The following is a 13,856-nucleotide window of genomic DNA, read 5'->3' on the forward strand; positions in this document are numbered from 1 at the left end:
ACACAGCGTCAACCCTTTTCTTTTAAATTCAAAAAATTAGCTAGTACTGCCTGCAACTTTCGACTCGCTCGCCACAAGCTCCTCTCGAAGTCCGATCTCGACTCTCGCAGCGAAGCGTTCTAAATTCTCGCTCTATAAAAAAAGCCCCAGTCTTTCGACTGGGGCTTTATAAGCTATCTAGCTAACGTTAAGAATTACTTCTTCTCGTTACGCTCTTTAACTTCTGCGATTACTTGCTCAGCAACGTTTGCTGGACATGGTGCGTATTGACCGAACTCCATAGAGAACTGACCACGACCAGAAGTGATAGTACGTAGGTGACCGATGTAGCCAAACATTTCTGATAGAGGAACGTCAGCTTTAATACGAACGCCTGTAGTACCAGCTTGTTGGTCTTTGATCATACCACGACGACGGTTAAGGTCACCGATTACGTCACCAACGTTGTCTTCTGGAGTGAATACGTCAACGTTCATGATTGGCTCAAGAAGTTGTGCACCCGCTTTAGGCATAGACTGACGGAATGCGCCTTTAGCAGCGATTTCGTAAGCGATAGCTGAAGAGTCAACTGCGTGGAAGCCACCGTCGAATAGTTCAACTTCTACGTCTAGAGTTGGGAAGCCAGCTAGAACACCAGTTTCCATCATAGATGCGAAACCTTTCTCTACTGCAGGCCAGAATTCTTTAGGTACGTTACCACCAACTACTGTTGAAGAGAACGTGAAGCCTGAGTTTGGCTGACCAGGGCGGATACGGTAGTCGATCTTACCGAACTGACCAGAACCACCAGACTGCTTCTTGTGCGTGTAGCTATCTTCAACTGCTTGAGTGATAGTTTCACGGTAAGCTACCTGTGGAGCACCTACTTCTAGCTCAACGCCGTAAGTACGCTTAAGGATGTCTACCTTGATGTCTAGGTGAAGTTCACCCATACCTTTCAGGATAGTTTCGCCAGACTCTTCGTCAGTCTCAACCTGGAATGATGGGTCTTCTGCAACCATCTTACCGATAGCGATACCCATCTTCTCTGAACCGCCTTTATCTTTTGGCGTTACAGCGATAGAGATTACTGGTTCTGGGAAGATCATAGCTTCTAGAGTACATTCGTGCTTAGGATCACATAGAGTGTGACCTGTTTGAACGTTCTTCATACCAACGATAGCGATGATGTCACCAGCTTGCGCTTCAGTAAGTTCGTTACGCTCATCAGCTTGCATCTCACACATACGACCGATACGCTCAGTCTTACCTGTTGCTGAGTTAAGGATAGTGTCACCCTTCTTCAGACGGCCAGAGTAGATACGTACGAACGTTAGAGCACCAAAACGGTCATCCATGATCTTGAATGCTAGCGCTTTTAGTGGCTCATCTGCAGATACTAGAGCTACGTCACCAGTTGGCTCACCAGTTTCAGGATCTGTTAGAGGCTGAGGATCAACTTCGTCTGGAGCTGGTAGGTAATCTACAACAGCGTCTAGGATAAGCTGCATGCCTTTGTTTTTGAATGCAGAACCACAGAAAGTTGGGAAGAACGCTAGGTCACGAGTACCCTTACGGATACAACGCTTAAGGTCTTCGATAGAAGGCTCCTCACCTTCCATGTAAGCTTCCATTAGGTCGTCGTCTTGCTCTACAGCAGTTTCAACTAGCTCTTCACGGTATGCTTCTAGATCATCAACCATGTCCGCTGGAACATCTTGAATTTCGAAGTTTTCTGGAAGACCAGTTTCGTCCCATACGTAAGCTTTGCGGTTTAGAACGTCTACAACACCAACGAAATCGTCTTCACGACCGATTGGCAGAGTCATTACTAGTGGGTTTGCACCAAGAACGTTTTTCACTTGATCAACTACGTTGAAGAAGTCTGCACCCATACGGTCTAGTTTGTTTACGAAGATCAGACGAGCAACTTCTGAATCGTTCGCGTAGCGCCAGTTAGTCTCTGACTGAGGCTCAACACCACCAGAACCACAGAATACACCGATACCACCGTCAAGAACTTTAAGTGAACGGTATACTTCTACTGTAAAGTCAACGTGTCCCGGAGTATCGATAACGTTTAGGCGGTGGCCATTCCACTCACAAGTTACGGCAGCAGACTGGATTGTGATACCACGCTCAGCTTCCTGCTCCATGAAGTCAGTTGTAGACTCACCGTCGTGTACTTCACCAGTTTTGTGGATTTTACCAGTAAGCTTAAGGATACGCTCAGTGGTGGTAGTTTTACCCGCATCAACGTGCGCGAAAATACCAATGTTTCTGTACTTTGATAAATCTGCCATTGTCTTACTCTGTTTATAAGGTATAAATTGCGCGCAGAGTATATCACAATCTGTCAAGACTGATACCCTTGCATGCGCTGTATGTAAAAAAAACTTTTCTCACCAATACTAGCAGGTAAATCACATTTTATATGGCAAATTTACGCTTATTGATTAAGTTTTCTCAGAATAAAAATGCTGCTCATTCGATGATAAGCAGCATCTCATATTTTGCTTTTGCCCTTTGATTAACGAGGACAAATCTCCGACTCTGGGAAGAAGAACTCGATTTCACGAGCCGCTGATTCCGGGCTATCTGAGCCGTGAACTGAATTATAGCGCATGCTTACTGCGTAATCAGCACGAATCGTTCCGCATGCCGCTTCTTCAGGGTTAGTTTTACCCATCAACTCACGGTAACGAGCAATCGCGTTCTCACCTTCAAGTACCTGAACCATGATTGGACCAGAAGTCATGAATTCTTTTAGTGCAGGGAAAAACTCTTTGCCTTCATGTTCAGCGTAAAAGCCACTTGCCTGCTCTTCAGTCAAGCGAACCATTTTCGCTGCAATGATTTGTAGACCCGCTTTTTCGATACGGTGGTAAATCTCACCGATAAGGTTGCGTTCTACTGCATCGGGCTTAACGATAGAAAAAGTTCTTTCTAGAGCCATAAGATATCCTTTCGTTTTCTTTGTTGTAATAGAAGAGGCTCTGCGGCCTCTTAAAGTTATTTACTTGCTTGCTGAAGCAGTAAACCAGCTAAGCTGCGTACACCAACACCGGTTGCACCCGCAGCCCATTTATCTGTCGCTGCTTTACGGTAAGTCGCAGCACAGTCAAAGTGAAGCCAACCTTTCTTGTAATCCTCTACGAAGTAAGAAAGGAATGCTGCTGCTGTACTTGCACCTGGCGAGTAATCACCGCTGCTGATGTTAGAAAGATCAGCAAAGTTTGATGGCAACATACCACGGTGGAAGTCAGCCAGAGGTAGCGGCCATAGACCTTCTTTCTCTTCACGAGCAGCAGTTAGCGCTTGATGAGAGAGTTCTTCGTCAAAGCTCATTAGCGCGTGGTAATCGTTACCCAGTGCATTTTTCGCCGCGCCAGTCAGGGTGGCACAATCAATAATCAGTTCTGGGTTCTGCTCACTGGCGTAGATTAGTCCATCCGCAAGCACAAGGCGACCTTCGGCGTCCGTATTCATGATCTCAACGGTCTTACCGTTCTTGTAAGTAATAATGTCGCCCAGTTTAAGCGCACGACCAGATATCATGTTCTCAGCACAGCAAAGGATCAGTTTTACGCGTTTATTAAGACCGCGCATGATAGCAAGACCTAAGCCACCAGTAATGGTACCAGAACCACCCATGTCCGCTTTCATTGCTGTCATAAAACCAGATGGCTTAATGCTGTAACCGCCAGAATCAAAAGTAATACCTTTACCAACCAGACAAGCAAACACTGGCGCGTTTTCGTCACCTGTTGGGTTAAAGTCCAGTTGAAGCATTGCAGAAGTGCGTTCTGAGCCGCGACCTACGGCATAGATACCTTGCCAGCCTTCAGACAATAGGTCTTTGTCTTTTACGACACGTGCTGTCACTGTACCTTCCGGTGCGACAGACTTGATAAATTCAGCCGCCATAGTCGCTAGTTGGCGTGGAGCAACTTCTTCCGCAGGCTTGTTAATAATGTCACGCGTGAAATCTGTCGCTTTAATACGAGCAGTCAGCTCTGATTGATCCGCTTCTGCCAGCGGTTGCCATTCAAGTTGATTGGCTTTCTTAGGTCCACGGTAACCTTGATGAAACGCCCATACACTTTCAAGATCCCAACCTTCACCGGCTAGGGAAACAGAAGCAATCCCTTGACCATCAAGCTTGCGAGCTGCCTGTTGAATTGCGCCAAGATCATGCCCTTTGCCTAGGTGGATTGTCGCACCTTTATCTGCAAATGAAACAATCGCTTTCTCACCCCAATGCGGTGCAGCAGCGTCTTGACTTAAAAATACTGACATCTGTGTAGACATGGTTTCTCCTTGTCTGAACTGGCGTTGCCTACGCCTTTTTCTGTTTACCCTCGGATGTTAACACTTTAATGTGAAATTGATAAAAAAACGGACCATAAGGTCCGTTATTTTTAGTAAATTTTGTTAACTGCGATGGGTTTCCAGTTAAGGCTAATCCATTTCATCCATCCAGCACAGGATCACTGCTTCGAGTATCTTCTCATTAGAGCGATTTGGTTCATCATCAAACTCGTCTAATTCAGTAATCCACTGGTGAAGATCGGTAAAACGTACAGTTTTAGGATCTGTCTCAGGAAACTTATCGCATAACTCAATCGCAATATCGCGTGAATCTGTCCATTTCATTGCTTACCTTCCTTACTTTTGCGTCACGACTTGTTGGTCGAGCAGACGATTAATGATCTTCTGACGCGTGGTTCAGTGTGTACTTAGGAATTTCGACGACGAGATCTTCATCAGCCACTTTCGCCTGACAACCCAGACGAGATTCAGGCTCAAGACCCCACGCTTTATCCAGCATGTCATCTTCCAGCTCGTCACTCTCTTCTAGGGAATCAAAACCTTCACGGATCACAACGTGGCAAGTAGTACATGCACAAGATTTTTCACATGCGTGTTCAATGCCAATGCCGTTCTTTAATGCAACATCAAGAACTGTGTCACCTGTATTTGCTTCTAAAACCGCGCCCTCTGGGCATAAATCTTCGTGCGGTAATACAATAATCTTAGGCATAACTCTATCTCTTAAATATCATCTACTGATTGACCTGACAGTGCAGCTCGAATCGATTTATCCATGCGGCGAGAAGCAAACTCCTGGCTCGCCTTATCGGTATCTTTGATACCTTGTTCAATTGCGTCTGCGCTATCGCCATTTCGTAGTTCGATTAATGATTCGATAGCCTTAAGCAGCTCTTGTCGCTCTTGTTCAGACAGTAATTCATCACCATCAGCCTGCATCGCGGCGATTAAGCCTTCAATAACACGGTCTGCTTCGACACGCTGCTCTGCTAAAGCACGCGCCTGCATATCTTCTTTAGCATGGGTCATTGAATCGCGTAGCATGTTCGCAACTTCATCATCGCTCAATCCGTAAGATGGCTTAACCTGAATTTCAGACTGAACACCGGTGCTCTTTTCCATTGCCGTTACTGACAGAAGGCCATCTGCATCGACTTGGTAAGTCACACGAATATGTGCTGCACCCGCCGCCATCGCAGGGATACCTTTCAGAGAGAAGCGAGCTAATGAACGGCAGTCATCAACCATTTCACGTTCACCTTGTACGACGTGAACACTCATCGCCGTTTGGCCATCTTTGAAAGTGGTAAATTCTTGGGCACGAGCAACTGGGATGGTGGTATTACGCGGAACGATTTTCTCAACCAGTCCCCCCATGGTCTCAATGCCTAGCGACAATGGGATCACATCAAGCAGTAACATTTCTGAATCCGGCTTGTTACCTGCCAAAATATCGGCCTGAATACCTGCGCCAATGGCGACGACTTCATCAGGGTTGATGCTGGTTAAAGGCTTACGGCCAAAGAAATCACCCACCATTTCACGCACTAATAATGTACGAGTAGAGCCACCAACCATCACGACTTCAAGCACATCTTCTGCATCAACTTCAGCATCTTTCAGAGCGCGGCGGCAAGACATCAGTGTTTTCTTTACTAATGGCTGAATTAGCGCTTCGAATTCTTCACGCGTGACGGTGCCAGTCCAACCTAACACTTCAACATCAACACTGCTCTGTTCAGAAAAAGCAATCTTAGTCGCCGTTGCTACGTTAAGTACAATACGGTTGTGTTCGGCGGATAACGGCGTCGTTAAACCTGCTTTTTCAATCAGGTAGTCTGCGAACAAGTGGTCAAAGTCATCACCGCCCAGCGCAGAATCGCCACCAGTAGCAAGAACCTCAAATACACCTTTTGACAGGCGCAGAATGGAGATATCAAATGTACCACCACCAAGGTCATAAACGGCAATCACGCCTTCCTGACCAGAATCAAGACCGTAAGCAATCGCAGCAGCAGTTGGCTCATTGAGTAAGCGCAGAACATGTAACCCCGCTAGCTTAGCCGCGTCTTTAGTACCTGCTCGCTGAGCATCATCAAAGTAAGCCGGCACTGTGATAACCACACCCGCTAGCTCACCACCCAATGTCTGTTCAGCACGCTGACCTAATGTTCTTAGAATATCAGCAGATACTTCAATTGGGTTTTTATCGCCATTCGCAGTTTGAATGACAGGTAAACCAGTTTCACTCGCTTTAAATTGGTAAGGAGAACTTGGGTAACGAGTTTTAATATCTTCTAGTGAACGACCTAATAGACGTTTTACAGAAATAATAGTGTTAACTGGGTCCACTTCTGCTTGGTCTTTTGCTGCGTAACCAACGAGCGGTGTTTCACCTGAATAGTTCACAACCGAAGGCAAAATACTTTGCCCCTGTTGATCTTTTAGTGTCGCGGCATCACCACTACGAACAGACGCAACCAAAGAGTTTGTTGTACCTAAATCGATACCAGCTGCAAGTTTATGCTCATGGGGTGCCGAGCTTTGACCCGGTTCTGCAATTTGAAGTAGTGCCATGGGTGGTCCTTGTTTTTCACTAGCCGAGGAGCTTGTCTTCCACTAGTTCGATTTCGTTTTTAAGTTTGGCAATAAATTTTAACTTACGGACTCGGTCAGCGGCTTGCTGCCAGTCAGAGTCGTTAAGCTCCTGTTCAACTGCAGCGAGTTGCTGCTTAAACATTTTGCTCACTTTAGATTCAAAGTCGAACAGAGCTTCCTCAGGATCCGAGCTTGCTGAAATATCTTCAAGTTCTTCGCGCAGTTCCATTTGTTCCATCAAGAACATAGGATCTTGCAGGGTTTGTTGCTCGCCTCTAATCTCGACACCATTTTGTGCCAGCATGTATTCTGCACGTGTTATTGGCTTTTTCAGCACTTGGTAAGCATCGTTAATTTCAGCGGCTTTTTGCACTGCCATTAAACGGTCACGTTCAGACGCAGTCGCAAAATTATCTGGATGGAACTGTTTTTGAAGTTCACGGAACTGTGAAGAAAGAAGGCTACCATCCAGCTGAAACTGACTTGGTAGCCCAAATAATTCAAAGTAATTCATGGAGTGTTCAGTCCTTGGGAATAACCCTGTGGACCTGAACGCCCACAGGTACTATCAATTAAACGTTGAAGCTTTCACCACAACCACATTCGCTTTTAGCATTTGGGTTATTGAATTCAAAACCCTCATTCAAGCCTTCTTTAACGTAATCCAATTCAGTGCCATCTAAGTACACAAGGCTTTTTTGATCGATAATCACTTTTACGCCTTCGTGTTCAAACACTGAGTCTTCTTCGTTTAGCTCATCAACAAACTCAAGAACATATGCCATACCAGAACAGCCAGTCGTTTTTACACCCAAGCGTAAACCAATGCCTTTGCCTCGGTTTTCTAAGAATGTTCTAACGCGACTTGCCGCGGTTTCTGTCATTGTAATGGCCATACTGCACCCTAGTTTGTCTATATTGCGAATGGAATAGGAGGAATTAACCTCCCATTATATACGTATTACTTATTCTTGGTGTTTTTTCTTGTAGTCAGCAACTGCCGCTTTGATTGCGTCTTCTGCTAGGATTGAGCAGTGAACTTTCACAGGAGGAAGTTCTAGCTCTTCAGCAATCTCAGCATTTTTAATCGCTGCTGCTTCATCAATGCTTTTGCCTTTAACCCACTCAGTAACCAGTGAGCTAGATGCGATCGCACTACCACAACCGTATGTTTTAAATTTCGCATCTTCGATAATACCTTCTGGTGTTACCTTGATTTGAAGCTTCATTACGTCACCACATGCAGGAGCACCAACCATGCCGCTACCTACTGCTGGATCTTCTTTGTCAAATGAACCAACGTTACGTGGGTTCTCGTAGTGATCGATTACTTTTTCGCTATATGCCATGATAATTTACCTCGAATCCTCTATTAATTCCTGGGAATAACCTGCGATTAATGGTGTGCCCATTCAACCGTATCTAGGTCGATTCCTTCCTTGTACATATCCCATAGAGGAGACATGTCACGCAGCTTAATTACTGCGGTACGAATTTGTTCAATTGCGTAGTCAATTTCTTCTTCTGTCGTGAAACGACCAAATGAGAAACGAACTGAGCTGTGTGCTAATTCATCGTTCAGGCCAAGTGCACGAAGAACGTATGAAGGCTCTAAGCTTGCCGAAGTACACGCACTACCTGAAGAAACCGCTAGGTCTTTCAGCGACATAAGCAGTGACTCACCTTCAACAAAAGCAAAGCTTACGTTTAGGTTGTGTGGTACACGTTGCTCTAAGTCACCGTTAACAGTGACCGCTTCTAGATCTTTTACGCCATCAAGTAGACGGTTGCGTAGTGCTAGAGCATGGTCGAAATCTTTCTGCATATCTTCTTTAGCAATGCGGAATGCTTCGCCCATACCAACGATTTGGTGAGTAGGCAGGGTACCTGAACGGAAACCACGCTCGTGACCACCACCGTGCATTTGTGCTTCCAGGCGGATACGAGGTTTACGACGGACATACAGTGCACCGATACCTTTAGGACCGTAAATCTTGTGTGCAGACATAGAGATAAGATCAACTTTCATCTCTTGTACGTCGATTGGTAGCTTGCCTGCAGACTGAGCAGCATCTACGTGGAACACAATCTTGCGCTCACGACATAGTTCACCGATTGATGAGATATCCTGGATAACGCCGATTTCGTTGTTAACGTGCATAATTGAAACTAGAACTGTGTCATCACGCATCGCAGCTTCAAGCTTCTTAAGATCGATCAGACCATTTGATTCTGGCTCAAGGTAAGTCACCTCAAAACCTTCACGCTCAAGTTGACGACATGGATCCAGAACTGCTTTGTGTTCTGTTTTGCAAGTAATTACGTGCTTGCCTTTCTTCGAGTAGAAGTGAGCTGCACCTTTAATTGCAAGGTTGTCTGACTCAGTCGCACCCGAAGTGAATACGATTTCACGTGGATCTGCGTTTAGTAGATCTGCAATTTGCTCACGAGCAGTATCTACTGCTTCTTCTGCCTGCCAGCCGTAGCGGTGTGAACGTGACGCTGGGTTGCCAAACGTACCGTCCATAGTCATGTACTGAACCATTTTTTCAGCTACACGAGGATCAACAGGACAGGTCGCTGAATAATCTAGATAAATAGGCAGTTTCATTCTCTACTCCAATGTAACAGGCAAACCGCTTAAGAGCGGACGTTAACACCGATGGGCGCGGTGCTTGTATTTTTATTAGCAAACCCATGATTAACGGCAAGATCGATATCTTGTCGATCTGAAATTTCTAAGACTTCGTTATCTTTCATCAACTCACCAAGAGTGATGTTATTCAAGAAGTCACTAATGCGTGAACTTAAATCGCGCCATAAGGTGTGGGTCAGACAGCGTGAGCCGCCTTGGCAATCCCCTTTACCATTACATTTAGTAGCATCGACTGATTCGTCCACTGCTGCGATTACAGTACCAATCGCAATCGAGTATGCGTCTTCACCTAAGCGGTAACCACCACCTGGTCCACGAACACTCGCAACTAAACCAGCTTTACGTAACTTAGAAAAAAGCTGCTCTAGATAAGATAATGAAATACCCTGACGCTCTGAAATATCAGCCAGAGGTACTGGGTTTTGCTGTGAGTGCAGAGCCACATCTAACATGGCTGTCACTGCGTATCTTCCTTTAGATGTAAGTCTCATATAACACCATATCCACACCGTTTATGTGGTAAGAATTTTGTCATACCTGACTAAAATGGTCAAGTATTTAATTGACTGTTTTAGTCAGGTATTTAACCATTTTCAATATGGGGTTATAACTTACTTGGAGATACGCTTTTCGATCGCAGTCAACACACCACGAAGGATATTTAATTCTTGCGCTTCAGGTCTTGCTCGGTTGAACAAACGACGCAGTTTGTTCATCACCTTACCTGGCTGTTCTTCACTGATAAACTGGGTATCCTTTGCCACTTTTTCAAGGTGTGTAAAGAACAATTCCAACTCTTTATGTCTTGGATATTCTGCTTCTTCCGGTTTGGCATACTGGCTTTGCTCATGCTGCAAGTAAGCCATACGGACTTCGTAACTTAGGGTCTGCACCGCCATCGCTAAGTTAAGTGAACTGTACTCTGGGTTAGCAGGAATACACACGTGGTAGTGACAGGTTTGTAACTCATCGTTGGTCAGCCCTGTACGCTCACGACCAAATACCAGCGCAACCGGTGAGTTCTGTCCTTCAGCAACAAATTTCTCACCACACTCTCTTGGTTCCAACATTGGCCACTCTAATGTTCGTGAACGCGCACTCGAGCCAACAACTAAAGCACAGTCAGCAACAGCTTCACTTAGAGTGTTAACAATAGTGGCACTTTGCGCGATATCCGCAGCACCTGCCGCCAACGCAATCGCCTGTTCATCAACGCTACACTGAGGGTCAACCAGAACGAGATTCGACAAGCCCATGACTTTCATTGCGCGAGCCGCAGAACCAATGTTGCCAGAGTGAGAAGTACCTACCAGGACGACTTTTACGTTGTTGAGCATTAAAGATTTCCAAGAGTAATATTAAAGCTGCAAGATAGTATCATATACCTGACTAAAATGGTCAGACCCTTTTGGCGATAAAAACTAAAAGTGCAAAAATTAACCACTTCCATTTGGGCATTATTCTGGTATACTGCCGCCCGTTTTTCTGTTCTTTAACATCCGTTGGGAAATTAGTATGCATCCAATGCTTAATATCGCTATTCGTGCTGCACGAAAAGCTGGCAACCATATTGCTAAATCTTTAGAAAATGCTGAGAAGATCGAATCTACTCAGAAAGGCACGAATGACTTTGTTACTAACGTAGACAAAGAAGCGGAAACTATCATCATCGATACGATCAAGGCGTCTTACCCTGATCACTCTATCGTTGCTGAAGAAAATGGCGTCATCGAAGGTAAAGACCAAGACGTTCAATGGATCATCGACCCACTGGATGGCACAACAAACTTTGTAAAAGGTTTGCCACACTTCTCTGTATCTATCGCAGTTCGCATTAAAGGCAAAACTGAAGTTGCGTGTGTATACGACCCAATGCTAAACGAGCTATTCACTGCACAACGTGGTGCTGGTGCTCAGCTAAACAATGCTCGTATCCGCGTTAAGCAGCTAAAAGACCTTCAAGGCACTGTTCTGGCAACAGGTTTCCCATACAAGCAGAAGCAACACTCTGAATCTTACTTCAAGATCATGTCTTCTCTATTTGTAGATTGCGCAGACTTCCGTCGCACTGGTTCTGCTGCTCTAGACCTATGCTACCTTGCAGCTGGCCGCGTTGATGGTTTCTTTGAGCTTGGCCTAAAACCTTGGGACATCGCTGCTGGTGAACTGATTGCTCGTGAAGCTGGTGCTATCGTGACTGACTTTGCTGGCGGCACTGAGTACATGAAGTCAGGTAACCTTGTAGCGTCAAGCGCTCGCGGTGTTAAAGGTATGCTTAAGCACATCCGTGAAAACGGTAACGAAGCAATCCTTAAGTAATTATCTGCACAGCTGATATTTTAAAAGCCACTCAATTGAGTGGTTTTTTTATACCTGCAATAAGCTGTAGGCAATGGATTGAACAGTCGTAAGAACTATCTTAATTATCAATAACAATTAAACAGATAACATTATTGCGTTCTGAACTCACCGATAATCACGCAAATTCATTGATTAAGTTAGTTCAGCGATTATGAAAAGAAGGAGCTTACTAAAAGTATTTCCGCTTACCTTTCTTCCCTCTTCACTGCTACAAGGGTGCAATCCTTTGGAGCAACAAGGTAAACGAGCGGCCGATCGTTACGTCGAGATTGGCGAACCTCCCTTTAAGAAAACCAACGCTTTTTCTCTCCTGTCAGGTAGTCAAATCCCGAACGATACTGTCAATCTCGTCGTGATGGGAGACTCCGGTGTCGCTAATGACGAACAAAAACAAGTTAGCGACATGATAGCCAACTACCACCAACAATATCCCGTAGATGTGATCATACATACCGGAGATATTATCTACCCCGATGGACTAAGCTCTCCCGACGATACGTTAGGTTATAGCCACTTTGAAGATTACTACCTACGTCCAGAGCTGATGAAAGCCGACTCTCAACCAGTGCCAATATACGCGGTTTTAGGCAACCATGACCATTATGGTGATGCTGATGCGATGATCGAATTTTCCAAGCAGCATAGCCAAGTACTTCAGCTTCCATCTCGTTACTACAAAGTAAACACCAAACATGCTGGCATAAACGGGGTAGAAACTGAAATCTTCTTTCTAGATAGCTACCCGATGACAAAAAACCGCACTCGGTATGAGCAAATTGCCTGGCTAGACCAACAACTCAATGCATCAACTGCAGAGAGAAAAATCATTGTCACTCATCACCCTTTACGGGTCTATGGCTACTACCACGACAACGCCTATCTGAAAGATACGATTGAAGTATTAGCCGAGCAATATGGTGTCTGCGTCTGCCTGGCTGGACACGATCACCAATTACAAATCCAAACCGGCAGTAATGGAATCACCTACTTAGTATCAGGGGCTGGCGGTGCAGCACTGAGATCTTCAGGAGTTGGCAGCGACAGCATTTTCTCAGCCGCTCAACATGGCGCTATCGCGATTCAGATTTCATCAAGTCATATCCGTTATATCCCACTAATCGAATTCAACTCGGAGTATCCAGACTATGAATACTACCGCCAATAAAGTGCTATTGATGGTGATGCTATTGTCTCCGTTTAGCAGTGCCGCCGGACAAGTGACAACAATAGACAGCTGGCTCGATAACTTCGACGTTCGAGGCTTGCTATCAAAGCAGTCGTTAAGCAGCAACGAAATCCCTTTTCAGGTCAAAGCCAGAATCGACTCTAGTAGTTGGTACGGTCTATACGCCTCAACAATGCTAGCCCATGAGCTGACATTTGTTGATTCCAATAAATTCAATTTGCTACAACTACATGCGCAGATTGGATTCAAATACCAAAACGACTTCAGTAATGCTGGTTTACGTGTAGGGATCTATTCCGGCCGAGAGTATATGTTCCTAAAATCCGCAACCCGACTTAGAACAGAGGACGTTGGGATTTCAGGGGCAATCTTCGGTGAGATAAAAGTCTCAGACAAGCTATGGCTTCATAGCAGCATTGAGCCAGAAAGTTGGTTAGATGGTCTGAACGTCGATCTCATTACCGGTCTGCAATACCAGTTGCTCAACACCTTAAGGCTAGGAGGTGTTATTAGTGTCGAACTACGCGATATGAAGTTCTCAGACTATCAGTATGGCGCAGGGGTGAGTCTCAATTATCAGTTTTAAAGGATTAACTGGAACGCTTCGCTATGCAAAACAGGAGCGGGCTTAACCCCGCTCTAGTGGATGAGCGGAATCCGCTGCTTTGCGAATTAATATTAAACCTACGTATTACAGAAAACAAAAAGGCCCTAGTCTTTCGACTAGAGCTTTCTTAAGTATGA

At 45.2% G+C, this 13,856-nt stretch carries 15 protein-coding genes; 3 read left to right on the forward strand and 12 right to left on the reverse strand.

Annotated features, from left to right (window positions below; genetic code table 11):
• Positions 1-194: 194 nt before the first annotated feature.
• From fusA to trmJ, 12 genes are all read right to left on the reverse strand, one after another.
• Positions 195-2,282, reverse strand: coding sequence for an elongation factor G (gene fusA / locus RH46_RS18385; protein ID WP_006881028.1), 2,088 nt, complete (start codon positions 2,280-2,282; stop codon positions 195-197).
• A gap of 227 nt (positions 2,283-2,509) precedes the next feature.
• Positions 2,510-2,935: a nucleoside-diphosphate kinase gene (gene ndk, locus RH46_RS18390; RefSeq protein ID WP_006881029.1), complete on the reverse strand. Its 426-nt coding sequence runs from the start codon at positions 2,933-2,935 to the stop codon at positions 2,510-2,512.
• Positions 2,936-2,991: 56 nt separating this feature from the next.
• Positions 2,992-4,290, reverse strand: a complete 1,299-nt coding sequence (pepB, locus tag RH46_RS18395; RefSeq protein WP_006881030.1) for an aminopeptidase PepB — start codon at positions 4,288-4,290, stop codon at positions 2,992-2,994.
• Between the two features lie 150 nt (positions 4,291-4,440).
• Entirely contained in the window at positions 4,441-4,635 is a 195-nt protein-coding gene (gene iscX / locus RH46_RS18400) for a Fe-S cluster assembly protein IscX (RefSeq protein WP_006881031.1), read from the reverse strand.
• A gap of 49 nt (positions 4,636-4,684) precedes the next feature.
• On the reverse strand, positions 4,685-5,023 hold the full coding sequence (fdx, locus tag RH46_RS18405) for an ISC system 2Fe-2S type ferredoxin (protein WP_005476776.1): 339 nt from the start codon (positions 5,021-5,023) through the stop codon (positions 4,685-4,687).
• 11 nt (positions 5,024-5,034) lie between these two features.
• Entirely contained in the window at positions 5,035-6,888 is a 1,854-nt protein-coding gene (gene hscA, locus RH46_RS18410) for a Fe-S protein assembly chaperone HscA (RefSeq protein ID WP_006881032.1), read from the reverse strand.
• 19 nt (positions 6,889-6,907) lie between these two features.
• On the reverse strand, positions 6,908-7,423 hold the full coding sequence (gene hscB, locus RH46_RS18415; protein ID WP_006881033.1) for a co-chaperone HscB: 516 nt from the start codon (positions 7,421-7,423) through the stop codon (positions 6,908-6,910).
• A 58-nt stretch (positions 7,424-7,481) separates the two neighbouring features.
• Positions 7,482-7,805, reverse strand: coding sequence for an iron-sulfur cluster assembly protein IscA (gene iscA / locus RH46_RS18420; protein ID WP_004747799.1), 324 nt, complete (start codon positions 7,803-7,805; stop codon positions 7,482-7,484).
• Positions 7,806-7,874: 69 nt separating this feature from the next.
• The gene (iscU, locus tag RH46_RS18425) at positions 7,875-8,258 is read right to left on the reverse strand and encodes a Fe-S cluster assembly scaffold IscU (protein WP_004412993.1); all 384 of its coding nucleotides are present in this window, start codon (positions 8,256-8,258) and stop codon (positions 7,875-7,877) included.
• Positions 8,259-8,305: 47 nt separating this feature from the next.
• A complete protein-coding gene (locus RH46_RS18430) occupies positions 8,306-9,520 on the reverse strand; it encodes an IscS subfamily cysteine desulfurase (protein ID WP_006881034.1) in 1,215 nt (404 codons plus the stop codon).
• A gap of 29 nt (positions 9,521-9,549) precedes the next feature.
• Positions 9,550-10,056: a Fe-S cluster assembly transcriptional regulator IscR gene (gene iscR, locus RH46_RS18435; RefSeq protein ID WP_040896212.1), complete on the reverse strand. Its 507-nt coding sequence runs from the start codon at positions 10,054-10,056 to the stop codon at positions 9,550-9,552.
• A 120-nt stretch (positions 10,057-10,176) separates the two neighbouring features.
• Positions 10,177-10,902 (reverse strand): tRNA (cytosine(32)/uridine(32)-2'-O)-methyltransferase TrmJ, encoded by a 726-nt coding sequence (trmJ, locus tag RH46_RS18440; protein WP_006881036.1) that lies wholly within the window; start codon positions 10,900-10,902, stop codon positions 10,177-10,179.
• Positions 10,903-11,080: 178 nt separating this feature from the next.
• Between trmJ and suhB the strand changes: the two genes are divergently transcribed.
• The 3 genes from suhB (at position 11,081) to RH46_RS18455 (ending at position 13,698) form a co-directional block, all read left to right on the forward strand.
• Positions 11,081-11,884, forward strand: coding sequence for an inositol-1-monophosphatase (suhB, locus tag RH46_RS18445; RefSeq protein ID WP_006881037.1), 804 nt, complete (start codon positions 11,081-11,083; stop codon positions 11,882-11,884).
• Positions 11,885-12,077: 193 nt separating this feature from the next.
• Positions 12,078-13,091, forward strand: coding sequence for a metallophosphoesterase (locus RH46_RS18450; protein ID WP_083810789.1), 1,014 nt, complete (start codon positions 12,078-12,080; stop codon positions 13,089-13,091).
• On the forward strand, positions 13,072-13,698 hold the full coding sequence (locus RH46_RS18455) for a hypothetical protein (protein WP_006881039.1): 627 nt from the start codon (positions 13,072-13,074) through the stop codon (positions 13,696-13,698). Before RH46_RS18450 ends, RH46_RS18455 begins: the two co-directional genes overlap by 20 nt.
• Positions 13,699-13,856: the final 158 nt, after the last annotated feature.

The sequence above is a fragment of the Vibrio brasiliensis LMG 20546 genome, assembly GCF_000189255.1.
GTDB classification, from domain to species: Bacteria; Pseudomonadota; Gammaproteobacteria; order Enterobacterales; family Vibrionaceae; genus Vibrio; species Vibrio brasiliensis.

Bases quoted from the DNA above. Each gene is read 5' to 3' on its own strand.
- RH46_RS18430 (WP_006881034.1), bottom strand. From the start codon at position 9,520: ATGAAACTGCCTATTTATCTAGATTATTCAGCGACCTGTCCTGTTGAT.
- iscA (WP_004747799.1), bottom strand. From the start codon at position 7,805: ATGGCCATTACAATGACAGAAACCGCGGCAAGTCGCGTTAGAACATTC.
- ndk (WP_006881029.1), bottom strand. From the start codon at position 2,935: ATGGCTCTAGAAAGAACTTTTTCTATCGTTAAGCCCGATGCAGTAGAA.
- iscU (WP_004412993.1), bottom strand. From the start codon at position 8,258: ATGGCATATAGCGAAAAAGTAATCGATCACTACGAGAACCCACGTAAC.
- suhB (WP_006881037.1), top strand. From the start codon at position 11,081: ATGCATCCAATGCTTAATATCGCTATTCGTGCTGCACGAAAAGCTGGC.
- fdx (WP_005476776.1), bottom strand. From the start codon at position 5,023: ATGCCTAAGATTATTGTATTACCGCACGAAGATTTATGCCCAGAGGGC.
- trmJ (WP_006881036.1), bottom strand. From the start codon at position 10,902: ATGCTCAACAACGTAAAAGTCGTCCTGGTAGGTACTTCTCACTCTGGC.
- RH46_RS18450 (WP_083810789.1), top strand. From the start codon at position 12,078: ATGAAAAGAAGGAGCTTACTAAAAGTATTTCCGCTTACCTTTCTTCCC.
- iscX (WP_006881031.1), bottom strand. From the start codon at position 4,635: ATGAAATGGACAGATTCACGCGATATTGCGATTGAGTTATGCGATAAG.
- hscA (WP_006881032.1), bottom strand. From the start codon at position 6,888: ATGGCACTACTTCAAATTGCAGAACCGGGTCAAAGCTCGGCACCCCAT.
- pepB (WP_006881030.1), bottom strand. From the start codon at position 4,290: ATGTCTACACAGATGTCAGTATTTTTAAGTCAAGACGCTGCTGCACCG.
- hscB (WP_006881033.1), bottom strand. From the start codon at position 7,423: ATGAATTACTTTGAATTATTTGGGCTACCAAGTCAGTTTCAGCTGGAT.
- iscR (WP_040896212.1), bottom strand. From the start codon at position 10,056: ATGAGACTTACATCTAAAGGAAGATACGCAGTGACAGCCATGTTAGAT.
- RH46_RS18455 (WP_006881039.1), top strand. From the start codon at position 13,072: ATGAATACTACCGCCAATAAAGTGCTATTGATGGTGATGCTATTGTCT.
- fusA (WP_006881028.1), bottom strand. From the start codon at position 2,282: ATGGCAGATTTATCAAAGTACAGAAACATTGGTATTTTCGCGCACGTT.